Source organism: Duganella sp. S19_KUP01_CR8 (assembly GCF_036688705.1).
GTDB lineage: Bacteria > Pseudomonadota > Gammaproteobacteria > Burkholderiales > Burkholderiaceae_D > Rugamonas.
The window spans coordinates 70,302-94,366 of the sequence record NZ_JAQQPR010000025.1; the positions used below are offsets into that span (position 1 = coordinate 70,302).

General features: G+C 66.3%; 17 protein-coding genes. 10 read left to right on the forward strand and 7 right to left on the reverse strand.

The window, feature by feature from the left end; all coding sequences use genetic code 11:
* Positions 1-30: 30 nt before the first annotated feature.
* The 4 genes from V6M89_RS22845 to V6M89_RS22860 form a co-directional block, all read right to left on the reverse strand.
* Positions 31-1,383 (reverse strand): Gfo/Idh/MocA family protein, encoded by a 1,353-nt coding sequence (locus V6M89_RS22845; RefSeq protein ID WP_332855337.1) that lies wholly within the window; start codon positions 1,381-1,383, stop codon positions 31-33.
* Between the two features lie 22 nt (positions 1,384-1,405).
* Positions 1,406-2,710 (reverse strand): DUF3472 domain-containing protein, encoded by a 1,305-nt coding sequence (locus V6M89_RS22850; RefSeq protein WP_332855338.1) that lies wholly within the window; start codon positions 2,708-2,710, stop codon positions 1,406-1,408.
* 40 nt (positions 2,711-2,750) lie between these two features.
* Positions 2,751-5,729, reverse strand: coding sequence for a TonB-dependent receptor plug domain-containing protein (locus V6M89_RS22855; protein WP_332855339.1), 2,979 nt, complete (start codon positions 5,727-5,729; stop codon positions 2,751-2,753).
* A gap of 94 nt (positions 5,730-5,823) precedes the next feature.
* On the reverse strand, positions 5,824-9,162 hold the full coding sequence (locus tag V6M89_RS22860; protein WP_332855340.1) for a TIM-barrel domain-containing protein: 3,339 nt from the start codon (positions 9,160-9,162) through the stop codon (positions 5,824-5,826).
* Between the two features lie 272 nt (positions 9,163-9,434).
* Between V6M89_RS22860 and V6M89_RS22865 the strand changes: the two genes are divergently transcribed.
* The 6 genes from V6M89_RS22865 to V6M89_RS22890 are packed head-to-tail and all read left to right on the forward strand — an operon-like array spanning position 9,435 to position 16,603.
* The gene (locus V6M89_RS22865; protein ID WP_332855341.1) at positions 9,435-10,571 is read left to right on the forward strand and encodes a tagatose-6-phosphate ketose isomerase; all 1,137 of its coding nucleotides are present in this window, start codon (positions 9,435-9,437) and stop codon (positions 10,569-10,571) included.
* Complete coding sequence (locus tag V6M89_RS22870; RefSeq protein WP_332855342.1) at positions 10,558-11,505, forward strand: ROK family protein; 948 nt, start codon at positions 10,558-10,560, stop codon at positions 11,503-11,505. The genes V6M89_RS22865 and V6M89_RS22870 overlap by 14 nt, the downstream gene beginning before the upstream one ends.
* Positions 11,506-11,526: 21 nt before the next feature.
* A complete protein-coding gene (locus V6M89_RS22875; RefSeq protein ID WP_332855343.1) occupies positions 11,527-12,882 on the forward strand; it encodes a D-tagatose-bisphosphate aldolase, class II, non-catalytic subunit in 1,356 nt (451 codons plus the stop codon).
* Positions 12,883-12,915: 33 nt separating this feature from the next.
* On the forward strand, positions 12,916-13,683 hold the full coding sequence (locus tag V6M89_RS22880; RefSeq protein WP_332855344.1) for a DeoR family transcriptional regulator: 768 nt from the start codon (positions 12,916-12,918) through the stop codon (positions 13,681-13,683).
* A gap of 2 nt (positions 13,684-13,685) precedes the next feature.
* Positions 13,686-14,798 carry an N-acetylglucosamine-6-phosphate deacetylase gene (gene nagA / locus V6M89_RS22885; protein ID WP_332855345.1) on the forward strand — a complete coding sequence of 371 codons (1,113 nt, stop codon included), beginning with the start codon at positions 13,686-13,688 and terminating at the stop codon, positions 14,796-14,798.
* A gap of 11 nt (positions 14,799-14,809) precedes the next feature.
* Positions 14,810-16,603, forward strand: a complete 1,794-nt coding sequence (locus V6M89_RS22890; protein WP_332855346.1) for an MFS transporter — start codon at positions 14,810-14,812, stop codon at positions 16,601-16,603.
* A 109-nt stretch (positions 16,604-16,712) separates the two neighbouring features.
* Here V6M89_RS22890 and V6M89_RS22895 read toward each other — a convergent pair whose 3' ends face one another.
* Positions 16,713-17,486 (reverse strand): alpha/beta fold hydrolase, encoded by a 774-nt coding sequence (locus V6M89_RS22895; protein ID WP_332855347.1) that lies wholly within the window; start codon positions 17,484-17,486, stop codon positions 16,713-16,715.
* 107 nt (positions 17,487-17,593) lie between these two features.
* Between V6M89_RS22895 and V6M89_RS22900 the strand changes: the two genes are divergently transcribed.
* The gene (locus tag V6M89_RS22900; protein ID WP_332855348.1) at positions 17,594-18,883 is read left to right on the forward strand and encodes a M24 family metallopeptidase; all 1,290 of its coding nucleotides are present in this window, start codon (positions 17,594-17,596) and stop codon (positions 18,881-18,883) included.
* On the opposite strand, the gene V6M89_RS22905 is transcribed toward V6M89_RS22900, so the two are convergent.
* The gene (locus tag V6M89_RS22905) at positions 18,880-20,703 is read right to left on the reverse strand and encodes an FAD-binding protein (protein WP_332855349.1); all 1,824 of its coding nucleotides are present in this window, start codon (positions 20,701-20,703) and stop codon (positions 18,880-18,882) included. The two genes, V6M89_RS22900 and V6M89_RS22905, sit on opposite strands and share 4 nt — an antisense overlap.
* A 252-nt stretch (positions 20,704-20,955) precedes the next feature.
* On the opposite strand from V6M89_RS22905, the gene V6M89_RS22910 reads away from it, so the two are divergent.
* Complete coding sequence (locus V6M89_RS22910; protein WP_332855350.1) at positions 20,956-21,489, forward strand: hypothetical protein; 534 nt, start codon at positions 20,956-20,958, stop codon at positions 21,487-21,489.
* 6 nt (positions 21,490-21,495) lie between these two features.
* On the opposite strand, the gene V6M89_RS22915 is transcribed toward V6M89_RS22910, so the two are convergent.
* Entirely contained in the window at positions 21,496-22,158 is a 663-nt protein-coding gene (locus tag V6M89_RS22915) for a glutathione S-transferase family protein (RefSeq protein WP_332855351.1), read from the reverse strand.
* Positions 22,159-22,335: 177 nt separating this feature from the next.
* Here V6M89_RS22915 and V6M89_RS22920 point away from each other — a divergent pair, with 177 nt between their 5' ends.
* Together V6M89_RS22920 and V6M89_RS22925 are read left to right on the forward strand one after the other, a co-directional pair.
* On the forward strand, positions 22,336-23,148 hold the full coding sequence (locus V6M89_RS22920; protein WP_332855352.1) for a MipA/OmpV family protein: 813 nt from the start codon (positions 22,336-22,338) through the stop codon (positions 23,146-23,148).
* 56 nt (positions 23,149-23,204) lie between these two features.
* Complete coding sequence (locus tag V6M89_RS22925) at positions 23,205-24,062, forward strand: CPBP family intramembrane glutamic endopeptidase (RefSeq protein WP_332855353.1); 858 nt, start codon at positions 23,205-23,207, stop codon at positions 24,060-24,062.
* Positions 24,063-24,065: the final 3 nt, after the last annotated feature.

Here is a 24,065-nt window from a genome sequence, read left to right on the forward strand (position 1 = left end):
GCAGATTGTAACCCACGATGGTCAGCCGCTTCAGAGAGCGAAGATCGGCTTGCGCGTCTTCCATGCCCCGGCCGTGAAGTCCGGGAAGTCCAGCGTCTGGAAGTTCTGCGCGATCGACTGTTCCGACAACGGCGTGATGGCGCTCCATGTCACCGCGTCGTAGATATCGATCGGCATCGGCGCCCTCGCCTTCAGCGCTTCGATGAAGGACTGGATGACGAAGAAGTCCATGCCGCCATGGCCGGCGCCCTCCGCGTCCTTGGCATGCTTGCGCCACAGCGGATGGTCGTACTTGTCCTGGTAGGCCTGGAAGTCCTCCCACTGGTGCGGTTTGCTCTTGCCTTCGATGTGGATGGAATTGTTCACGTCCATCCACAGGCCGTCGGTGCCCTGCACGCGGAAGCCCAGTGAATAAGGGCGCGGCAGCGAGGTATCGTGTTGCAGCAGGATGGTCTCGCCGTTCTCGCACGACAGCGTGGTGGTGACCACGTCGCCCAGCTTGAACTGCGTCTTCGCGCTCGGGCTGTTGGCGCCGCCCGGCTGCTTGACGATGTAGTCGTGCAGGCCGCGCGCCTTGGTGGCGAAGCTGTTGATGCGCGTGAAGCGGTTGCCGCGGTTGATGTTGGTGTACATCGCGCACGGGCCGATGCCGTGGCTAGGATACAGCTCGCCGTTGCGCTGCACCGAGTGCTCGGTGCGCCATTTGGCCTCCGACCAGCCCTTGGCGCCGAACTCCACGCCACCGCCATACGGCTTGGCCGGATCGCCGCTATTGAGCTTCACCGCGCGCAGATCGTGCTGGTAGCCGCCCTGCAGGTGTATCAGCTCGCCGAACAAACCGGAGCGCACCATCTGCAGCACCGCCATCACGTCGCGGCGGAAGCAGACGTTCTCCAGCAGCATATAAGGCGTGTTGGTCTTCAGCTGCGTATTCAACACATCCCAGTGGTCTTGCAGCGTGACGCCGGCAACCACCTCGCAGCCCACGGGCACCTTGGCCTGCATGGCGGCGATGGCCATCTGTGCGTGCCACTCCCACGGCGTGGCGATGATCACGCCATCCAGCGTGCCGGCGTCCAGCATGCGCTTGTAGGCTTGCGGATCGCGGTCCTCGCCGAAGGTCTTGGGCTTGGCCTTGCCGGATTTTTCCACCTGCTTGAGCGCTCGGCCCAGCATGATCGGTTCGATGTCGCACAGCGCGACGACTTCCACGTCGTCGCGGCGCAGCAGTTCCTGCAACAACACCTGGCCGCGCATGCCGGTGCCTATCATGCCGATGCGCACCCGCTCGCGGGTGGCGCCAAAGGCCGTCGGCAGCATCAGGCTGCCGGCCAATGCTGCGCCGGCGCTCAGGAAGTCGCGTCGATTAAAAACTGATTTCATGGTGCTCCTTTTAAAATTCTTCTTATTGCTGCGGCAGCGTGGCCACATCCACCGCCGGCTGCTGACCAGTGGCGGCGCGGGTGAAGTTCTGGTTCACCGGTACATAGTCGCCGAAGAAGCCACCGTTACGCAGGTAGAACTGGCCGTTATCCAAGCCGCCGGCGTAGTCCATGCGCTGGACGCTGGTCACGGTGGCGTCGCCGGTGAAGCGCGCCTTCGTCACCTCGGACCATGCGCCCGACACGTTGCGCGCCCACTGGTTGCCGAACGATACACGCCGTCCAGTATAGCCCTTGGTATCGATGAAGTTCTCCAGGAAGGAGTAGGCTCCGGTCAGATACGTGGTGGTGGCGGGACGCTTCCAGGTGGCGATGAAACGCCACACGCCCAGCTCCGGCGCGTAGAACCACGCCGAGTAGTCGGTGGCGCCGGCGCCATCCGGCCGCGCGCGGGTGATGAAGCGATAGGTGTTCCCGCTGATCCAGTTGTAGCTCAGGTAGGACTGGCCGCCGGTGCCCTCGCCGCCGAAGCTGTTGTCCACCACGCCCGCGCCCTTCTTCACCAGCGTGGTCTTGCCGCCGCCGTCCGGGTCCCACACCGAGAACAGCACCCAGCGCTCGCTCGGCGACTTGACCTGGATGCCGAAGTAGCCCTGGCCGAAGCCATTCGCCATGTAGTAGGAGCCTTCCGGATCCTGCCCCGCCGGCACCGTCACCTCGTTGTAGAAGTACTCGGTGTTGGCCGGCGTGGTGTAGCCCATGTGGACCGACGGTCCGCGCCGCGACCAGTAGTAATTGGCCGCGTCGTCGGCGTAGTTGATCGCGGACGTGGTGGTCACCCGCAGCGCCGAGACGTCGCCGAAGTAGCCACCGTCCTTGCTGACGCCCTGCAGGTCGACCTTCACATAGCCCGGCGCCGCCACGTTGACGGTGCCGACCTTGTAGGTCCTGCTGCCGTTGACGGACAGCTTGACCAGGAACGGCGTGCCGTTGACCGTGACGCGTATGGTGCTGTTGTTGCTGCCGGCCAGCCGGGCGTCCAGCCCCAGCGTGACCGAACCTGCGGACGCCATGCGGAAGTAGGCGCTGGTGACGGTGCCCGGATTACTCCAATTGGCCAGGCCGTTGTCGTTGATCTCCTCCTCCGCGTCGGCCGGGGCGCTGGTGATGAAGGCATTGCCGGCCAGCGCCACCGTCTTCGAGCTGCCGGCCACGGTGCCGGCCTGCAGCCCGCCCATCACCACCTGGGCGGCCGTCTTGTCTGCCTGGCCGCCGGTGCTGGCGCCGCCGCAGGCGCTCAACGTCAATGCGGCGGAAAGCAGGAACAAGCGTCTTTGGTTAAAAAGTCGTTGATTCATCGTGTCCTCCTCAGAAGAACTTGTAGTTGGCCGAGAACGAGTACATGCGGCCGAACAGGTTCTGGCTATGGTTGTAACCTTCCCAGCCGTTCGGATCGTAGGTAGGCTGTTTATTCAGCAGGTTCTTGATGTTCATGCCCAGCTCCAGGTTCTTCATCGGCTTCCAGTTCAGGCCCAGGTTGACCGTGTAGTACGACGGTGCGCCACCGCACAGGTTCTGGGGCAAGGCGACCGAAGCGGCCGTGCAGCTCTCCGGCGTGTTGTCGGTATCCCACGGAGCGTAGGCCCACTTGGTCTTGCCGGTGTAGTTGACGAACAGGCTGGTGACGAACTTCTGATAGGCCCAGTCGGCATTGAAGGTGGCGCGCACGCGTGGCGAGTCGTAGAAGCCGACGTAGTTGCCCGAGAAGCCGGTGCCGTCATCCGAGTTATAGAGCTCGCGGCGGCGGATGGTGGCCGCTACGCCGGTGTTCAACTTGCCGTACTCGCCCAGCGAGAAGCGGGTGCGGGCATCGATATCGACGCCGTCGACCAAGGTACGGCCACGGTTGGAGTAGGAGTTGATCAAGCCACCCAGGTTACCCACCGAGTACTTCGGCGCGCCGCCGGAGCAAGCCGCCGCGTTGGCCGGATTGTTGCACATGGAGGCGACGGCCGCCATGTTGGCGCGATCGGCGTCGGTGATCGGATTGCGGATGGCGGCGCTGGTGCCGGCCAGGCTCGGGCCGTATTTGTCCACCAGTTGCGTGAACAGCTCATTGAAGTCCTGGCGGATGATCTCATTGCGGCGGTAGACGAACCAGTAGTCCACCGAGATGCTGACATCCTTGACCGGTTGCAGCACCAGGCCGGCGGTCGAGATCTTGGCTTTTTCCGGACGCAGCGAGGGGTTGGGCGGCGTCAGGCCGCCGACCGTGGTCGAGCAGTTCGAATTGAGCAGGTTCTTGCCCTGCTCCGCTTCGGCCGGCGAGACGGACTTCATCAGCAACTTGGCAATCGCATTGGTTTCGTCGCAACGCACGGTGTCGCGGATGCCGCCCACCTGCGCGAACACGCCGCCGCTGCCCGATTCGGCCAGGTTAGGGGCGCGGAAGCCTTCCGAGTAGGTGCCACGCACCATCACCTCGGGACGCGCGCGCCACAGCACGCCGATCTTCGGCGCCAGGTTGGCGGGGAAGTTCGGATATTTATCGAGGCGCGCGGCGGCGTTCACTTCCAGCTTGTCGGTCACGGGTATCACCACTTCGCTGAACAGCGCGGCGATGTTGCGCTGGCCGTCGAACCAGGAGCCGCCCTGCTGCGTGATGTAGCCGTTGGCCGCATCCTGGTTGCCCGGCGTGTAGAAGCTCTCGCGCATCAGGCTCGCGCCGAAGGCGGCGCGCACTTCGCGTTCGCCGATCTTGGCGATGGTGCCTTCCAGCTTGCCGTCCCAGGTAATCAGCTTGGTCCACGACTGGATGTCGAAGGTCGGATAGGCGGCGCGCAGCAGCGCGGCGTTGCTGTCGCTGATCTCGCCGAACTTGTAGGCCGGATTGTCGGCGATGTAGCTGCGGCCGGTCGCCGCGTCGGTGGTGATCGGGCCGAAGGCCTTGGCGAAACCCTGCGTGTTGATGTTAATCGTCTGGAACAGCGTCGAATGGCTGCCCGCCACGCTGAGCCCCGTCTCGAAATCCCAGCCGCCGCCGATGCTGCCGCGCAGGCCCGCCACCGCGCGGTAGTTGTTGTCCTCATTGGTCTGGCCGAAGTGGCCCGGGGCGTCGAGCATGAGGTAGTTCAGCCCCGCCGCGCCGCCCATCTTGGCCGCCATGTCGGTATCCAGCTTGCCTTTCAGGTAGGCATTGTTCGGTCCCAGGTAAGGCGTGACGAAGGTGTTGAGCGTGGTGCCGGTATTGCGCGCGAACCAGTTGCTGGTGCTGCCGCTGTTGAAGCTGCGCGGGCCGTTCTCGGCGCGCAGCTTGATGTGGGTGTAGGTCGCTTCGGCGTAGCCTTCCAGGTTCTCGCTGATCTTCAGGCGGCCGCTGAGGAAGCCGGTGGCGCGGTCGGAGCTCGGGCCGGTGTCCAGTTGGTAGGGCAGCGAGTTCCACACGCAGCGGCTGCCGGCGGCCTCGGTGATGGAGGTGGTGCAGCCACTGACGGCGCGCTGGGTGCGGGCATTGTTCTTGGACTTGTCGAAGACGAAGAAGGTGCCGGGATTGACCACGCCAGGTTCGCTGCCGACGCCGACGCGCATGCCCGAGACAAAGGTCGGGTTGTTGACGTAGAAGTAGTCGGGGCGCTTCAGGTAGGTGTCCGCCGACGAGATGCGGTCGCGCTGATAGACGTTGATCGCGCCATAGACGTTGTAGCCATCGGCGTTCAGGTCGCCCAGGCCGTAGATCACACTGGCCTGGCGCTCGCCGTAGGATTTGACGCTCGGCGTGGAGTCGTTGGTGGCGCGGACTTCCAGGCCCTGGTAGTTTTTCTTGGTGATCACGTTGATCACGCCGGCCACCGCGTCCGAACCGTAGACGGCCGATGCGCCGTCGGTCAGCACTTCCATGCGCTCGATGGCGGCGGCGGGAATCGCGTCGATGTTGACGAACATGGTCTGGAAGCCGGCCGGCGCGCCGTAGAACGACAGGCGGCGGCCATTCAGCAGCACCAGCGTGCCCTGCGCGCCCAGGCCGCGCAGGTTGGCCTGCGAGGCGCCGTCGGAACCGGTGAACATCGAACGGAAGTCCTGCTGCGCCGGACGGGCTGCAGGCAGGTTGTCCAGCACTTGCAGCAGCGTGCGGGCGCCCATGTTTTCGATCTGCTTGGCGTCGATCACCTGCACCGGCGACGCGGTTTCGGCGTTGATGCGCTTCAGGCTGGAGCCGGTGATTTCGACCCGCGTGAGCTTCTGCTCATTCGCGCTCTTTTGTGCTTGCTCATCCAGCTCGTCGGCGGCCAGCGCCGTGGAAGCCAGACCCACCGCTACCATCGCGGCCACCAGTTTTTTCATATGCATCTTTATCTCCCTATTATTAGTGGTTTATTTGAGGCTGCAACCGCCCCTCCCCGGTCCGTGGAGGGGCTCTTTCTTGTGAAGCTAGGGGGTGAGGTCAGCGCGGCCGGACGGTGCTGCCCTCTGTGCCTATCAGGACCGCATTGGCCCAGTTGCCACAAACCTGGGCCGGCTTGCTACCGCGCGCGCCCAGGGTGCGCAGGCTGAGTTGACTCAGTCCGCGCACATCGATTTCCGGCTTGACCACGGCGGGCGCCGTGATCAGGCCACTGTCGTACAACATCCGCTCGCCGCTCCAGACCTGGAACTGCATGCCGCCGGCGCTGCGGCAGCTGTCGTCCACGCCCAGGTCGGCGCGCAGCAGATTCCAGTTGCCGGCCAGTTGCAGGTCGACGCGGCTGGTCGCGCCCACGCCCAGGCCCTTGCGGAACCACAGGCCGTTCATGCGCATCTCGCTTCCATGCGCGGGCTTGTCGCGGCTGATGTTCTTCGGCAGCGTCAGGTCGGACAGGAACTGCTGTACTTCCGGACCTTCCTTCGGCTGGTAGGCCATCACGTGGAACTCGGACAGCGTGATCGGCTGCACCTCGCTCGGCACGGCGGCGTTGTAGGCGCGCGCGGCCGGCGTGGCGACGGCGGTCACCATCGGATCGGTGGCGGCTGCGCCATCGCCCTCGGGGTTCTGCGTGCTCATGACGCGGAAGCGCAGCAGACGGCCGGCGGCCGGCGGGAAGCTGATCGTTTGCAGGCCCTGCTCCAGCTTCAACTGGCCGCGCTTGATCGGCTGGCCCCAGTCGCCGTTGTTGTCGCCCATGTAGATCTCGTAGTCGCGGATCTGGCCGTGCTGCCAGTGCTGGTCGGTGCGCGGCGCGAGTTCGATGCCGTCGATCAGGCGGCGCTCGGTGAAACCGATCACCCATTCATGCGGACCGCCCTGCACCGCCGGGCTACGCGTGGTGCGGAACCAGGTGGCAGGGTTGTTGTCGAAGGCGTTTTCCAGCGGGTGGCCGGTTTCCTCGGCCGGACGGTTCATCACCATCATGGCGTCGGCCGGGATGGCGCGGCCCAGCACCGGTGCGGACGGGAAGGCGTCGTCGGCGACGGCAACCGCCACACCGGCCTGCACGAAGAAGCGCAGCGGCTGGCGGATGTCCTGGCTGGCGGTCTTGACGTGCAACGTGCCCAGACGATCGGCGGCGTCGAAGTACCAGCCTGCGGCGGCGGCGTCGAAGGCGGCGCGGTCGGCCAGCGGCGGCAGTATGGCGTTGGCAGCGCCGGCGACGTTGGCGGAGCTGGTGGCGTTGCCGACGTTGCCGACGCTAACGGCGGCCGGACGCTGGCGGGTCAGCAGACGCAGTGCATAAGCGCGGCGCGCCGGCTGGCCGGTATAGCTGCCCACCACCGGCTCAACGTCGATAGTGACACCATCGGCGGCGGCGTTCATGCGGATCAGCTGCTGGCTGAAGGCGCCGTCCTGGTACTTGCGGGTATTGCCGTCATCCTCGTACAGCGTGAATTCGGAAGCGCCGTGCGGGTACAGGTCCAGCGTCAATACGTCCTTCGGCTTTTCGCCGTCGTACAGCATCTCCGGGTACATCGGCAGGATGGCGCCGGCGCGGACGAACACCGGCAGCTTGTCCAGCGTGACGGCGAGGTCGATATCGCGTCCGCCCTTGCCGGCCGTGGCCTGGCGGCCGTCCCAGTAATCGAACCACTGGCCCTGCGGCAGGTGGATGCCGCGGCGCCAGCCCTGGCTGACGGCCTGGCTGCGGTACACCGGCGCCACCAGCAGGTCGCGGCCCAACAGGTACTGGTACTTGTAGGCTTCGGTGTAGGCCGCCGGATCTTCCGGGTTATCCCACATCAGGCCGCGCACCAGCGGCGCGCCGCTCTGCTCCGCCTCGCGCATCAGCGTGTACATATAAGGCGTCAGACGCATCTTCAGCTTCAGATAGCGGCGGTTGATGCTGACGTAAGGCTCGGCGAACCACCACGGATGCTTGCGCTCCGCCGCCGCCCAGCCGGACATGCCCATCAGCACCGGGGTAAAACTCTTCCACTGCAAATCGCGGGTGTAGGTCTCCGGGCTGCCGCCGAAAATCGCGTCGACGTCGCCGGTGGCGTAGGCCTGGCCGGACAGGCCGGAGCCGATCAGCGTCGGCACGTGCCAGCGGATGTAGTCCCAGCTGGCGCTCTGGTCGCCAGTCCAGGTGACTGCGTAGCGCTGGGTTCCGGCCCAGCCCATCACAGTCCAGATGAATGGACGTCCATCGGAGTTATTCAGGATGCCGTCGTAGGCCGACTTGTTGGCGTCCAGCGAGAACTGATAGCCCTTGCCGGTCCACGCCACGTCCAGCTTCTGCACGCGGGTGCCGGCAGTGCCGACTTCCCACGCCATTTTTTCGACGCCGTTCTCGGTCCACAGACCGGTACGGAAGCCGTACTTCGCCAGGCCCTGCACCGTCTCCGGCAGCGCCGAATAGCCGCAGCCGTAGCCATCGTTCGGCAGGATCCAGCCGCCCGGCATGTCGTGCTCGCGGTACTTGCGCGCCACCGTTTCGATCACGTCCGGCGTCTTGCCGGTCGGGCCATCGGTCCAGCCTTTGGGCACGGTGCCCGGCTTTTTGACGTTGTCGCCGTCGTTGTAGCAATCGGCGTCGCCGTATTCAAGCGCCCAGCGCGGCAGCATGCGCGCGCGGCCGGTCCACTCGGTGTAGCGGGCCAGCACGTCGCGCAGGTCCTTACCGACGAAGTAGTAGGCGTCGAAGCGCGCTTCGTTATGTTCAAGCGAGATCTGGTCGTTCTGGCGCAGATCGTAGCTGCCGTCGGACCAGGTGTTACGCAGCATGCCCCAGCCGCGTGAGCTCATCAAAAACGGCGCGGGGCTGGGACGGTCGCCCTCTTCCCAGCCGCCGGAGTACGACACCTGCAACTGCTTGCCCTTGAATTCATAGCGGCCGTTCTGCTGGCCGCCACCGAAGAAGCGCTCGGCCTTGTCGCTCGACAGCGTCTGCACGCTTTGCTTGTCGCCCAGTTCCAGCGGCTGGATCTCGCGCCACAGCGGCTGCGCGTCGCCGGCGCGGAACAGGCTGAAACGCAGCGGCTTGCGGTCGATGCGCAGGCTCAGTGCCGCAGTGCGGATCAGGATATGGTCGGCCTGCTCGCTGACGCTGTGCTCCACCGTGGCGGTCGGCGTGGCGACGACGATGGGCGCTGCCTTGTCGCCGGCGCCGGTCAGGCCGGATTTGGGACCGGCCCAAATATGCAGCACATCGGCGCGCGGAAGACTAAGCTGTATATGGGCCCCGGTGTCGGTGACCAGATCCCACTGCTGGCCGACGCCAGTGGTGACGGTGCGTAAATTGCCGATCGGCGCGGCCAAGGCCAATAAAGGTGCGCTGGCTAGCAAGGCGGCAATGGCTGAAATCTGTTTCATAGTCTGCTTATTTCGAAAGAAAATGCGTTGCGATGCAATTACTCTAGGAATAAAAATAAGCCCGGTCAACAAAAAGAAAGAAAATATTTAAAAAGAACCGACCAAATCTTTCGTATTGATAGTTGATCGAATAACATACTTTCGTTTCCGTGGCAAAAGTGGTACAACCGTGCGCATCGATGCTGCGAACTAACTTTCTTTTCGCTTTCGAATTTGACATTCCGAAAATAAAACCTTATTCTTTCCCTGACTTAACCAGACTAATTCTTTCGATGACCAACTTACTCCAACGTGCCCCCCAAGCCTGGCGCGATATCGGCGGCCTCGATACCGCCGAAGAAATCGTCCATCAGCCAGCCCTCTGGCGCGAACTGGCGACCCATCTCGCCAAGGAAAAAAGCCGCATCGCCGCCTTCCTGGGCGACACCCTGAGCAATCCGCAGCAGCGCGTGATCCTGACCGGCGCCGGCAGCTCCGCCTATGTGGGCGAGATCATCGCCGACGAAATCAACGCAGCCTGGCCTTGCCAGGTGCGCGCGCTGTCGACCACCAGCCTGCTGACCCACCCCGCGCTGTACCTGGAGCGCACGGCGCCGACCTTGGTGGTGTCCTTCGCCCGCAGCGGCAACAGCCCGGAAAGCACGGCGGCGGTGCAGCTGGTGCGCGACATGGTGCCGACCGCGCGCTTCCTCAACATCACCTGCAACGCCGACGGCGCGCTGGCCCTGCAAGGCGCCGGCGACGAGCAAACCCTCAACCTGATGATGCCGGCCGCCAGCTGCGACCGCGGCTTTGCCATGACCAGCAGCTTCACCTGCATGCTGCTGGCCGCGCTGTGCGTGCTCGATCCCGATTTCCAGCCGGAGCGCCTGGACACGCTGGCGCAACTGGGCGAGCAAGCGCTGGCCGCGTGGTCGGCGCCGGTGGCCGAACTGGCCGCGCAGCGCGTCTCGCGCGTGGTCTACCTGGGCAGCGGTCCGCTGGAAGCGCTGGCCAAGGAGGCGGCGCTGAAGATCCTCGAACTGACCGCCGGCAGCGTGCTGGCGATGGCCAACAGCGCGCTCGGTTTCCGCCACGGCCCCAAGGCCGCGTTGAACAAGGAGACGCTGGTGGTGCTGTTCCGCAGCTCCGATCCGCTGTCGCGCCGCTACGAACACGACCTGCTGCTGGAACTGCAGCGCGACCAGGTCGCCGGCCGCTGCCTGACCGTGGGCGCCGGCGCCGACATCGGCATCGACGCGCCGGCCTGGCCGGACGCCTGGCTGGCCCCTTTGTGGCTGCTGATGGCGCAGCAGTACGCGCTGCACCAGTCGGCGCTGCTGCGACTGCGTCCCGATAATCCATTCGCCGGCGGCACCGTCAACCGTGTCGTGCAAGGCGTCACCATCTACCGCCATGACGAATTCTGAACCACGCGGCTATCACGGCATCGACATCGGCGGCACCAAGATCGAGCTGGTGGCGTTCGCCGAGGAAGGCCATGAACTGAAGGAAGTCCACCGTGAGCGCATCGCCACGCCGGGCACCGATTTCGCCGAGTTCCTGCTGGCGATCCAGGGCCTGGTCGGCCGCGCCGACAAGGCGTTGGGCCTGCGTGCGCCGGTCGGCGTCGGCCTGCCGGGCGTGATCGACAGCGCCACCGGACGGCAACTCAGCTCCAACGTGCCGGCACTGAACGGTCGCGCAGTGGCCCATGCGCTCAAGGATGCGCTGGAGCGCCCGGTCACCATCGGCAACGACTGCCAATGCTTCGCGCTGTCGGAAGCGCAAGGCGGCGCGGCGCACGGTCAGCCGACCATGTTCGGCGCCATCATCGGCACCGGCGCCGGCGGCGGCTATTGCGTCGACGGCCGTCTGCAGCGCGGCGCCAACGGCGTGGCCGGCGAATGGGGCCACTGGCCGCTGCCGGCGGCGCAAATGCTCCCTCATGCACTGCCCATCCTCGACTGCCCTTGCGGCCGGCGCGGCTGCCTGGAGCGCTATGTCTCCGGCCCCGGCATGAGCGGACTGCACCAGCACCTCGGCGGCGGCGACGAAACTCCGCTGTCCATCGTCGCGCAGGCGCGCGCCGGCTCGGCCATCGCAGCCCAGACCATGGCGCTGCACGCCGATCTGCTGGCCCACGCGCTGGCCACGCTGGTACTGACGCTGGACCCGCACGCCATCGTGCTGGGCGGCGGCTTGTCACAGCTGGCCCACCTGTACGACCAGCTGCCGGCCGCGATGCGACGCCACCTGTTCCCCGGCGTGCGCGTGCCGCCCATCCTGCCGCCGAAATTCGGCGACGCCGGCGGCGCACGCGGCGCCGCCCTGCTCGCCCGTCAGCAACTGACCGCTCACTGACCGCTCAATAAATAAACGCATATGAAAACTACCGAAGCCCTGTCCCCCGTCCAGCAAATCGTCGCCGCCCACCGCCGCGGCGAAGCAACCGGCTTGTACAGCGTGTGCTGCAGCCATCCGAGCGTGCTGCGCGCGGCGATGCGCGTGGCGGCCGACTACGACACCGTGCTGTTGGTGGAGGCGACCTCGAACCAGGTCGACCAGTTCGGCGGCTACACCGGCATGACGCCGTCCGCCTTCCGCGACTACGTGCACAACCTGGCGCGCGGCCAAGGCTTCCCGCTGGAGCGCCTGGTGCTGGGCGGCGACCACCTCGGCCCCAACGCCTGGCAGGGACTGGACGCGGTCACCGCCATGCAGCACGCGGAGACGCTGATCGCCGCCTACGCCGCCGCCGGCTTCCACAAGATCCACCTCGATTGCAGCATGCGCTGCGCCGACGATCCGCAGCTGCTGAGCGATGAAACCATCGCCGCCCGCTCCGCGCGCCTGTGCGCGGTGGCGGAAAAGGCCGCCGAACAAGCCGGCCTGCCGCCGCCGGTGTACGTGATTGGCACCGAAGTCCCGATCCCGGGCGGCGAAGCCAACCTGGCGCAGGCCGGCGCCGTCACCTCGCCCAAAGCCGCCGCGCGCACGCTGGACGTGCACCGCCTGGCCTTCTTCGCGATGGAACTGCACGACGCCTGGCGCCGCGTGATCGCGATGGTGGTGCAGCCAGGCGTGGACTTCGACCACAGCCAGATCCAGCACTACGACGCCGCCCAGGCCACCGCGCTGTCGGCCTTCGTCGCCGGCCAGCCCGGCCTGGTGTTCGAAGCCCACTCCACCGACTACCAGCGCGAATCGGCGCTGCACGACATGGTGCGCGACCACTTCGCCATCCTCAAGGTCGGCCCGGCCGCCACCTTCGCGCTGCGCGAGGCTCTGCAGGCACTGTGCCTGATCGAGGAAGAACTGGTGGCGCCCGGCCAGGTCTCGCGCCTGATGCAGGTGCTGGACGAGACCATGCTGGCGCAGCCCAAGCACTGGGCCAAGCACTACCCCGGCAGCAGCGCCGAACAGCGCCTGCTGCGCCGCTATGGCCTGAGCGACCGTTGCCGCTACTACTGGGGCGAGCCGGCGATCGTGGCCGCCGTCGACAAGCTGTGCACCAACCTCGATGCGCTGGCGATCCCGCTGTCGCTGCTGAGCCAACACCTGCCGGAGCAGTATCTGGAAGTGGTGCAAGGCCGGCTGGCCACCAAGTCCGAAGCGCTGCTGGAGCACAAAATCGGCCGCCTGCTGGCGCAATATGCGCGCGCCTGCAACCGCAACGGGGCGGCAAATACGGTATTCAATGCCACCGCGCCTGCTGGCACAGCGGCTGCGATCTGTTAAGCTCGACGTTTTTGTAAACTCGACTGCACAATAATGCGAAATACCAGTCAACGCCGCGCCTCCATCTTGCACGCGCTTACCCAACACGGCTCGGTCCAGGTGGCCGCGCTGGTGGACCAGCTGGGCGTCTCCGCCGTCACCATCCGCAGCGACCTCAGTGCGCTCGAATCGCAGGGCTTGGCCACGCGCAGCCACGGCGGCGCCACGCTGACCCGCACCCCGCCGCCCGAGCAGACCATACCGCAGAAGGACGCGCTGAACCACGAGCAGAAGGAGCGCATCGGCGCCTGGGCCGCGCGCATGGTGCAGCCGGGCGATAACATCATCATCGATTCGGGCACCACCACCATCTCGCTGGCGCGCCACCTGCGCGAGGCGCAGAACGTGACGGTGATGACCAATGGCCTGAACATCGCCTGGGAACTGGCGGACGCCCCCGGCGTCGACCTGATCCTGACGGGCGGCCTGCTGCGCAAGCAGTCGCTGTCGATCCAGGGCACGCAGGCCGAAGCCTGCCTGCAGGCCTACAGCTTCGACAAGCTGTTCCTCGGCGTCGACGGCTTCGACCTGCAATTCGGCGTCACCACCCACCACGAGGCGGAAGCGAGCCTGAACCACAAGATGGTGGAGCGGGCCAAGAAAATCATCGTCCTCGCCGACGCCTCCAAATTCGGGCGCGTCAGCCTGCACCGCATCGTGCAGCTGGATCGCGTCCATACCGTCATTACCGACGCCAGCATCAGCGCGGAATACCGCGATGGCCTGCTGGAAGCCGGCATCGAACTCCTGATAGCGGAATAACAGTGTTAAGCAACGACGTTTTAAGCGGCAGAATCCTCACACCACAAGGCTGGATCACGGGCAGCATCGCCTTTGACCAGCGTATTCAAACCATCCAGGCGGACGCGCAGGCCGATAGCGGCCTGACCATCCTGCCCGGCTTCATCGACCTGCACGTGCACGGCGCCGCCGGCGTCGACATCATGCAGGGCGGCGACGCCGGCGCCAGCGTGGCGCGCAGCCACGCGCGCCACGGCACCACGGCGATGCTGGGCACCACCATGACGGCCACCGACAATTCGATCCGCCGCGCGCTCAAGGGCCTGGCCGGCGTGATCGCCGAACGCCCGGCCGGCGCCGCGCGCATGCTGGGCGTGCACCTGGAAGGGCCGTTCCTGAGCATCCACCGCCTCGGCGCGCAGCCTGCCGACGCGGTGGCGGTGGCCAGCCTGGAGCTGGTGCGCAGCTATCACGAACTGGCGCCGATCCGCGCGCTGACGCTGGCCACCGAAGTGGACGGCCACCTGGACCTGATCCCGATGCTGAAGCAGATGGGCATCCGCGTGCAGCTGGGCCACAGCAACGGCAGCTACGAGGACGGCGTGGCCGCGCTGAACGCCGGCGCGGCCGGCTTCACCCACCTCTTCAACGGCATGACGGCGCTCAACCATCGCCACCCCGGCATCGCCGGCGCCGCGCTGGCGCACGCCGAATACGCCGAGATCATCCCCGACCTGCAGCACGTGCACGAAGGCGCGATCCGCGCCGCGCTGCGCGCCATCCCGCGCCTGTACGGCGTGACCGACGCCACCTCGGCCACAGGCATGCCGGACGGCGAGTATGGCCTGGGCAGCCAACGCGTCTACAAGTGCCTGGGCTGCGTGCGGCTGGCCACCGGCTCGCTGGCCGGCTCGGTGCTGACCATGGACCAGGCGCTGCGCAATTTCGTCGGCCTCGGGCTGGAACTGGCCGACGCCTCCAACCGATTGTCGCTCTACCCCGCCGACTACCTGGGCGAGACGGAGCGCGGCCGCCTGGCGCCCGGCGCCTGGGCCGACCTCGTAGTTTTGAATGCCGATCTGCAGCCGGTGGCCGTCTTCGTTGAAGGCGAAGCCATCGATCTTTCTTCACACTAGCCGGAGTTTCGATGCAAGCCACCCTGCCAACCGCACCCACCCGCGCCATGGGATTTTTGCTGTTTATCGCCGGTATGGGAGGACTGCTTTACGGGATAGACGTCGGCATCATCGCCGGCGCCCTGCCCTATCTGGAATCGACGGCGTCGGTGGCGTGGAAGCTGAGCGCACAGCAGTTGGGCTTTATCGTCGCGGCGGTGCTGCTGGGGTCCGTGCTGTCGTCGCTGTTCGCCGGCGCGCTGGCCGACCTGGTCGGACGGCGCGCGGCGATGGTGCTGGCCGGCGCCCTGTTCACGCTCAGCATACCGCTGATCGCGCTGGCCGACGGCTACCTGCCGCTGATGCTGGGCCGTCTGCTGCAAGGCATCAGCGGCGGCTTGATCGGCGTGGTGGTGCCGCTGTACCTGGCCGAGTGCCTGCATGCGCGCCATCGCGGCCGCGGCGCGGCGCTGTTCCAGCTGCTGCTGACCATCGGCCTGGTGGCGGCGGCGCTGATCGGCTTGTTCCAGGCGCAGACGGTGGAAACCGCCACGGCGGCGGCGCAGCACCTGGCGGAGGCGGCCCGCGCCGACGCGGTGTTCGCGGCCAAGGACCATGCATGGCGCAGCATCTTCTGGGTGTGCCTGGCGCCTGGCCTGGTGTTCACGCTGGGCGGCCTGCTGCTGTCGGAATCGCCGCGCTGGCTGGCGCGCAAGGGCCGCATCGCCCAGGCCCGCGCCGCGCTGCTGCGCACCCGTCCCGCCGCCGAGGCGGAAGCGGAACTGCACGATATTGAACTGGCCTTGTCGCCAGTGACATCGTCCGGCGGCGCGGTGGCAAGCGACCGCCTGCTGAGCCGCCGCTACGTGCTGCCGTTCCTGCTGGCCTGCCTGGTGCTGGCGCTGACGCAGGCGACCGGCATCAATTCCATCCTGGCCTATGTGGTCACGATCCTGAATCAGGCCGGCCTGCCAGGCGCCACCGCCAACATGGCCGACGTCGCGCTCAAGGTGCTCAACGCGGTGATGACGGTGGTGGCGGTGGTGCTGGTGGATCGCAAGGGCCGCAAGTTCCTGATGATGCTGGGCACCGGCGGCATCGTGCTGGCGCTGTTGACGGCCGGCCTGCTGTTCCGCAGCGTGGAAGGCGAGCAGCGCGACATCAGCGCCATGCTGCAAACACGCGCGCAGGCCGACAGCCTGGAACTGCGCCTCGATCCGGCAACCTTGCAATCACTGGGCGGTACGCCGACCGATGGCGCGGCGATGCAGCTGTCGATCGCCTATTCCTACGGCCCGTTCACCAATGTGCAAAGCCGCCGCAGCGACGATCCGGCGCTGCCGCTGCTGCGCGTCGCCCGTGAGGACACGGTGCAGGCGGACAGCGTGATCGGCGCCTTCTTCCGCCGCCTGCATCTGAATCCGTTCGCCGATCCGGCCGAAGCCGTCGGCGCGCCGCTGCGCATCGAACAGGCGCACCTGTCGGCGGTGCCGCCTTCCGCGCACGGCTGGCAGGTGGCGTTGGCGATCTGCCTGTTCGTCGCCAGCTTCGCGGTCGGTCCCGGCGTGTGCGTGTGGCTGGCGCTGTCGGAGCTGATGCCGAACCGTATCCGCTCCAACGGCATGAGCGTGGCGCTGCTGATCAACCAGTTCGTGTCCACCGTGATCGCGGCGGTGTTCCTGCCGACGGTCGGCCAGTATGGCTATGCCACGCTGTTCTTCTACGGCGCCGGCTGCGCGCTGCTGTACTTCCTGACCGCCACCTTCCTGCTGCCCGAAACCAAGGGCAAGACGCTGGAAGAAATCGATGCCCACTTCTCGCGCTGACCCGTCGTTCCCGCGAAGGCGGGAATCCAGGCATTGCCTGAATTCCCTCCATGCTGAGTATCCTATCCAGCGACGTATGGGTTCCCGCCTGCGCGGGAATGACGCTGGCTTAGGCCAGGCAAGCCTCCAGCGACGATTCGAGCAGCGGGAAGTGGCCACTGTCGACCACGCGCACATTCGCTTGCGGGAAGATTGCGCGCCAGATGGCGCCATCCTGTTCCGCATCGATCATCGGATCATGGCGGCCGAACAGCACCGATACCGGACCATCGAAGGCGCTGCGCCCCGGCGGCTGGAAGCTGGCCGCAAAGTCGTCCGACACCGCGACCGAGGTCGGGCCATCAAAGGCGCCCGGCTGTTGCAGCACTTCGAGGAAATGGCGCGGCGCATCGCCGGCATGCGGGCCAAAATACAGCGACGGCACATCCGGCAGCAGTTGCAGCACGCCGAACACGTCCCAGAAACGCGCCCGACCCGGCGACGCTTCGTAGGCAGCCAGCGCCGCCGCGACCTTGGGCGCGTCGGCATGGCCGGCATTGCGGGACAAGGCCTGCCGCGCCAATCGCAGCGCGGCCTGCTCAGGATTGTAGGTCGGCGCCAGCAGCACGACGCGCGCCACCAGCTCCGGCGCGTGATTGGCGACATGAGTCGCCAGATGCGCGCCGAAGGAACTGGCCATCACGGTCAGCGGCCCGCCGTGCGCCTGCGCGCTGCGGCGGAACCCGGCCAGCGTGGCTTCCAGCAAATCCAGGTAGGGGCGCTGCGCGCACGGCGCGGCGGGCGGCTGCTGCCACCATTCCACGTCAACGGCCTGCGGGAAGCGGGTACTTTCAATGGCGACGCTCAGGCCTGGGCCGCCGTGCAGATAGAAAATCGATGCCATGCTTGCTCCTTGTGAGTGGGCTGACTCCAGCGTAACGTAAGAGTGCTTTTTTAACAAGTATGCAGCTAGTTGATTGACTTCGCCGACCGCTGTGGTCAAATGAGCGCATGAAAAAATATCTCCTTGCGATATCCCTGCTGCTGGCGGCCACCCACGCGCCGGCCCAGGTGCTGCCCGTGCGCGAACAGGCGGCGGTGATCAACCAGCTGCTGGCCGAACGCTTCGATACGCTGCTGCCGGACATGATGGCGCAGACCGGCATCGATATGTGGATCGTGGTCGCGCGCGAATACAACGAAGACCCGGTGCTGAAGACCATGCTGCCGGCCGAGTGGCTCAACGCCCGCCGCCGCACGGTGCTGCTGTTCTACCGCGACCCGGCCAGCGGCCGCGTCGACAAGCTGGCGGTGGCGCGCTACAACGTCGGCAAGAGCATCGCGGCGGCGTGGGACATGCAGAAATTCCCCAACCAGTGGGATGCGCTGGTGGCGCTGGTCAAGCAGCGCAAGCCTGAGCGGATCGCGCTCGACACCTCGCGCCATTTCGGCCACGCCGACGGCATCGCCCACACCGACTACACCGAACTGCTGCAAGCGCTGCCGCCCGAGTACCGCGCCAAAGTGGTGTCGGCCGAGCCGCTGGCGGTGCGCTGGCTGGAGACCCGCACCGAACGCGAGATGCAGATCTACCCGCAGCTGGTCGACGCCACCCACAAGATCATCGCCGAAGGTTTTTCCGAGCGAGTGATCACGCCCGGCATCACCACCAGCGAGGACGTGGTGTGGTGGTTCCGCCAGAAGATCCGCGACCTTGGCTACGACACCTGGTTCCACCCATCGGTGGAGATCCAGCGCGCCGGCAAGGGCCTGGCCAACGCCGACATCATCATCCCCGGCGACCTGCTGCACGTGGACATCGGCATCACCTACCTGCGCCTGAACACCGATGTGCAGCAGCATGCCTATGTACTCAAGCCCGGCGAGAGCGCCGCGCCGGCCGCGCTGGTGCAGGCCTTCGCCCGCGCCAACCGCCTGCAGGACATCCTGACCTCACAATTCCGCCACGGCCGCACCGGCAACCAGATGCTGGCCGCCGCACTGGCGCAGGGGCGCGCCGAAAACCTGAACCCGACCATCTACACCCATCCGATCGGCTACCACGGCCACGCTGCCGGTCCCGCCATCGGCATGTGGGACATGCAGGACGGCGTGCCGGGCAGCGGCGACGAGGCGCTGCGCTACCGCACCGCCTACTCGATCGAGCTCAATGCGGCGACTACGCTGCCGGGCTACGCGGAGCCGGTGCGCATCATGCTGGAGGAAGACGCCTACTTCGACCAGGCCGGCATCCGCTACATCAGCGGACGCCAGAAGGAGCTGCTGCTGGTGCCGCGCTAGCCCTTGCGCGTGAAGCCGTCGTCGCTCCACGCCTCGCTGCCAACGCCGTGGCGCACGAAGAACAGGCCGTGCGGATCGTACTGCCGCTTGACGCGCGCCAGCCGCTCGTAGTTGGCGCCCCAGAACGCGGCCTGCCAGTCCTTGAGGAAGTAGTCGCTCTCCGACACATAGGAGCCGGCCTTGGGCGCGGCCTTGTGCAGTTCCGCCATCGCCCGGCCGATTGAAGCAGCCCGGTCGCGGCCGCGCTGCGCATTCTTCTGCGCCGCCTCTTTCGCACCCGGCATGCCGGGATACTGCGGGCCGTCGCCGCCGGCGATGATGGCCAGCGCGAACGCGCCCAGCACGTCGGGATTCATCGCCGTATCGCGCGCGGCGGCCAGGTCGGCGGCCGAGGCGCCGGCCAGTCCCTTGTTGAAGTGCAGGCCCACGCGCCAGTGCCGCGTGCCGCGGAACAGCGCATCGGCCAATTGCGCCTGCTGTTCGGCGGCCAGCAGCGTGGCCGGCAACCAGGCCGACTGGTAGCCGTGGATGAACCAGCCCGCGTCTTCGGCGTCGCCCTTCCACACGCCGTGATGCGCCGGGGCGCCGGGACGCTCGTCGGCCAGCATGAAGCCGGGCGCGTATTTCTTGAAGAAGGCCACGTTCCAGAACTGCCGTGCCGGCAGCGCCACCGCGCGAAACGGCTTTTCCAGCGTGTACTCGGGCCGCTCGCCCAGCCAGGCCAGGAACGGCGCCCACACCGCCTCCGCCTGCTGCTGGTTCAGGCCCTGGAACACTATCGATACATCCACCGTGTTGCCGGTATTGAAGCCGATCTGCTCGCCCCAGTTGGCGTTGAACAGCGCGCCGGCGTAGAACGCCAGCACCTGTGCGATCAGCGCGCGATAGGCGTCGTCGGAGCCGGCTTTGATGGTGAAGAACACCGCGCCGAAAGTCTCCGGCAGTTCGCGCGTGCGCAGCGTCAGCCGCGTGACCACGCCGACGCTGCCGCCACCGCCGCCCTTCAAGGCCCAGAACAGCTCGGGGTTGGTGCAGGCGTTGGCGATGCGCACCTGGCCGTCGGCGGTCACCACCTCGGCTTCCAGCAGGCCGGCGGCGGCGGTGCCGTAGTTCTTGGAGAAGCTGCCGAAGCCGCCGCTCTGCACCAGCCCCGCGACGCCGACCGTGGTGCAGCCGCCGCCCTGCACGTAGCGGCCGCCGCGCGTGGTGACGGCGTCGTAGGCGTCGATCCACATCGCGCCCGCGCCCAGCGTGACGGCCGGCTGCGGCGCGTCCTTGCAGCCCTGTGCGACGAACGCCGGCTGCAAGGTGGCATCGTTCATCTGGCGCGTCCAGACCAGCAGCGAATCGGGCGCGTCGGACGTGCCCTGGTAGCTGTGGCCGCCGCCTTTGACCACCAGCCGCAGATTGTGCTCGCGCGCGAAGTTGACCGCCGCCACCACGTCGGCCGTGCCGCGCGCCGCCACCGCGTAGGCGCTCGGCTGCGAGGACCAGGCGTCCAGCCAGCCGCTGGTCTGCGTCAATGCCGGCTGGTCGCCGATGGCGTAGGTGTTTTTCAGCTCGTCCAGCGCGGCCGTGCAGGCTGGTGCAGCGGCGCTGGCGGCGCAGGCGGCGAACGGCGCATCCAGCTTGAGCAGGCGGCCGTCGACCCGCCCCTTCAATTGCTGCCAGGCCGAGGCCGATGGCCAGGCGGCATCGCCGGGACGCACGCGGCGGCGCGGCGCGGTGGGGGTGGCGCTCCAGGCCGGCAGCGAGGTGAGCGAGGTGAGCGACATCAGCGGCAAGGCCGCTACCGACTTGAGCAAGCTTCTTCTTTTCATGGACTGGCTTTCATGCGTGATAGGGACAACGCCACCTTAGCGCAGCCGTCCCGCGCCGGTCCACCGCTATGTGGCGAGACGGACACGGGCGTGGCGAAGCGGATAATTTATTGACCAGCCAAAACGAATGATGCCGGCAAGCTCTGGTGTGGCAAAAATATGCTGCACCTGCGAAGATAGTGCTGCAGGCGTCCGGCCAGAGCGCCCGCTTAAACACTCTCACTTTGGCCCCACACCATCCAGGAGAAGTAAATGAATTCGTTTGTGGAAACCATTTCGCCAGCAGCAAAAAATCACGCGCTCGCCCGCATCGACTATTTCAGCGACCTGACCCTCGCCACCCTGCAATCGGTGCGCAAGCTGTCCGAGGTGAACCTGCAATTCAGCCGCGACTGGCTTCAGGATTCCACCGAAGCGCTGCGCACCGCCCTGCTGACCCCGCAGGCGGAACGCTCGCCGGCCGGCACGCAGTCGACCGAACAGGCGACGCACAAGCTGCAGGCGTGGCACCAGCAGCTGGGCCAGATCGCCAGCGAGTATCAGACCAGCATCAACCAGGTGGTGCAGCAGCATGCGCCACAGGCGGCGCGCGCGGCGACCGAGCTGGCCGAGGCGGTCACGCACAAGGCCGTCGCCCAGGTCGAGCAGCAGCTGCGTCAGGGCAAGGCTGCCGGCAAGGAAATCATCGACCAGGCCCACCACTTCGCCAGCGTAGCGGCGCAGAACGGTTCGATGGCGCAACCGGCCTCGATGCAGAGCGCCGAGGACCAAGGCAACAAGAACTAGGCTGCTTTACAGGAAGCGTTCCGGGATATCGTCGGCGAACGGATACATCGAGAAATACGGCTTGGCCTCGTCCAGCACCTGCCTGACCGACGGCCGGCCGACCAGCCGCTCGAAGTAGGCGTTCAGGTGCTGGTATTCCTCCGGGAACGGCAACAGCGTGGCGGCGTAGAACAACGCGGGCGCCGCCGCGCAATCGGCCATGCTGAAGGCATCGCCGCACATCCAGCTGCGCGTGGCCATGCGCTTCTCGATCATCTTGTAGGCCGTCTTGAGCTTGGTGCGCTCCTTGGTCCGGTCGCACTGCATGCCGCTCAGGTGGCCGAAGACGATGGTCTGCACCGGTTCCTGCACATAGTTATCGAAGAAGCGGTCCCACAGGCGCACGTCGAGCGCCGCCTCCCAGTCGGCCGGGATCAAGTCCTGCGGACCGGGGAAATAGCGGTCCAGGTATTCGATGATGACCGAGGTCTCAGGCACATCGCGCCCGCGCTCGTGGTCGCGCAGCACCGGGAACTTGCACAAGGGCCAGATCGCCTCCAGCTCGGCGCGGTCGCCCTCCTCTCCCAGATTGATCAGGCGCTTGTCGAAAGGCGTGGCGTTCTCGTACAGCGCGATCAGCACTTTATGGCAGAACGAGGCCAGTGGATGGTAGTACAACGTCAGGGACATGGTCGGCTCTCCGAAGGTCGGGCACCGCCACGCGGTACCAATCAATTCAGCAGATGATACTTCAGACAAGCCGGTAGCGGCGGACCGGAAATGTTGCGACACTTCGCTCCGTCATACGCCGGGCCCACTCTAGCAAGCGCCGGCGGACCACCGAACCATCACCTCACAGGATCCTCCATGCGCCTTGCCATTACCCTTGCCCTCGCCTCCCTTTGCGCCTTCAGCGGCAACAGCCACGCCGACGCCCTCGACCTGCCTTCGTCGTCCGGTCCGCAGACCGCGCCCGCCGCCGGCGACAGCCTGACCGTGGGCGGCGGCATCGCCTACGTGCCGGAATACGCCGGCAGCAAGAAGAGCCGCGTGGTGCCGCTGCCCTACATCGAACGCACCTTCGACAACGGCTTCTTCCTCAGCACCATGCGCGGCGTCGGCTTCCAGACCAGCGTGAGCGGCGTCGGCCTGAGCGCGGCGCTGAGCTACGGTGGCGCGCGCGCCGACCACAAGCGCAATATGTTCGACGGCTCCGACGCGCTCAAGGGCATGGGCGACATCCAGGGCGCGGCCCAGGTCGCGCTGGGCGCCAGCTATCAGTTGGGCACCGTCGGCGTCAGCCTGGGCACCACGCAGAACCTGGCGCACCGCGAGCACGGCTCCACCTACACGCTGGGCGCGTCGACGTCGCTGTACACCACCGCCAGCGACCAGGTCGGCCTGAGCCTGTCGACCGAGTACGACGACAAGAAACACATGCAAACCTATTTCGGCGTGACCGCCGCGCAAAGCGCCGCCTCCGGCTACAAGGCCTTTACCGCCAAGGGCGGCTTTGCCAACGTCGCGGCCAGCGTCAACTGGAACCATGTGATCGACAAGAACTGGTCGGTACACACGGTGCTTGGCGTCACGCATCTGACCACCGATGCCGCCGACAGCCCGCTGACCAAGCGCAAGACCACGCCGTTGCTGATGACGGGCATTGCCTATAAGTTCTGAATTGCTTAGCTGGGTGATATTATTGAGGGAAATTTAATTCACCGTTTCCCTCAATAATGCCGACACTGACGCTGCTGACTTTCATCACCCTCGCCCTGTCCGTGGGGACCGTCTGGTTCTCCTCCGCTTCCCGCCGCCCGCTCGCGCCCTGGCAATCCTGGTTTGCCGTGGCGCTGCTGTGCGGCGCGCTGTCGGGCGTGCTGCACGCGTCGGCCTTCATCGCGCTGGCCTTGTTCGGCGGCGCGGCCTGGCTGACCGATGCGGCGTCCAAAAAATATCTGCGGATTCTGTTTGGCGCGATCACACTGGTGCTGGCGTTTGCGCTGGCGATCCATAAACTGCCGGGGTTCAGCAATCCCGTCGTGATCGCGGGCGCGGTGTTCTCGGCCGGCGCCAAGCCCTTTACCCAGTATGCGAATTTCGACAAGGGCGCGGTCGGCCTGATACTGTTGGCATTCATTTGCCATCGCACGGCGTCGTTGGCTGAATTTGGCTCTGTGTTGAAGAAGACCTTGCCGGTGCTCTTGCTCACCGTGGCGGCCGTGATGGCCTTTGCCACCGGCCTCGGCTTCGTGCAGCCGGCATTCAAGCTGCCGGAGGTCACGCTGCAATTCCTCGCGGTGAACCTGTTCTTCACGGTGGTCGCCGAAGAGGCCTTCTTCCGTGGTTTCATCCAGGCGCGACTGGCGTCGGCGCTGTCCGGCTTCCGTCATGGCGCATGGGTGGCGCTGCTCTGCTCCGCCCTGCTGTTCGGCGCCGCCCATCTGGCCGGCGGCCCGCTGTACGCCGCGCTGGCCGCCATCGCAGGCCTGGGCTATGCCTACGCCTACCACATCGCGCAGCGCATCGAAGCGCCCATCCTCGTGCACATCGCGCTCAACGCCGTGCACTTCATCTTCTTCACCTACCCATAACTC

Coding starts and splice junctions, on each gene's coding strand:
- V6M89_RS22845 (WP_332855337.1), bottom strand. CDS start 1,383: ATGAAATCAGTTTTTAATCGACGCGACTTCCTGAGCGCCGGCGCAGCA.
- V6M89_RS22855 (WP_332855339.1), bottom strand. CDS start 5,729: ATGCATATGAAAAAACTGGTGGCCGCGATGGTAGCGGTGGGTCTGGCT.
- V6M89_RS22860 (WP_332855340.1), bottom strand. CDS start 9,162: ATGAAACAGATTTCAGCCATTGCCGCCTTGCTAGCCAGCGCACCTTTA.
- V6M89_RS22865 (WP_332855341.1), top strand. CDS start 9,435: ATGACCAACTTACTCCAACGTGCCCCCCAAGCCTGGCGCGATATCGGC.
- V6M89_RS22870 (WP_332855342.1), top strand. CDS start 10,558: ATGACGAATTCTGAACCACGCGGCTATCACGGCATCGACATCGGCGGC.
- V6M89_RS22875 (WP_332855343.1), top strand. CDS start 11,527: ATGAAAACTACCGAAGCCCTGTCCCCCGTCCAGCAAATCGTCGCCGCC.
- V6M89_RS22880 (WP_332855344.1), top strand. CDS start 12,916: ATGCGAAATACCAGTCAACGCCGCGCCTCCATCTTGCACGCGCTTACC.
- V6M89_RS22890 (WP_332855346.1), top strand. CDS start 14,810: ATGCAAGCCACCCTGCCAACCGCACCCACCCGCGCCATGGGATTTTTG.
- V6M89_RS22895 (WP_332855347.1), bottom strand. CDS start 17,486: ATGGCATCGATTTTCTATCTGCACGGCGGCCCAGGCCTGAGCGTCGCC.
- V6M89_RS22900 (WP_332855348.1), top strand. CDS start 17,594: ATGAAAAAATATCTCCTTGCGATATCCCTGCTGCTGGCGGCCACCCAC.
- V6M89_RS22905 (WP_332855349.1), bottom strand. CDS start 20,703: ATGAAAAGAAGAAGCTTGCTCAAGTCGGTAGCGGCCTTGCCGCTGATG.
- V6M89_RS22910 (WP_332855350.1), top strand. CDS start 20,956: ATGAATTCGTTTGTGGAAACCATTTCGCCAGCAGCAAAAAATCACGCG.
- V6M89_RS22915 (WP_332855351.1), bottom strand. CDS start 22,158: ATGTCCCTGACGTTGTACTACCATCCACTGGCCTCGTTCTGCCATAAA.
- V6M89_RS22920 (WP_332855352.1), top strand. CDS start 22,336: ATGCGCCTTGCCATTACCCTTGCCCTCGCCTCCCTTTGCGCCTTCAGC.
- V6M89_RS22925 (WP_332855353.1), top strand. CDS start 23,205: ATGCCGACACTGACGCTGCTGACTTTCATCACCCTCGCCCTGTCCGTG.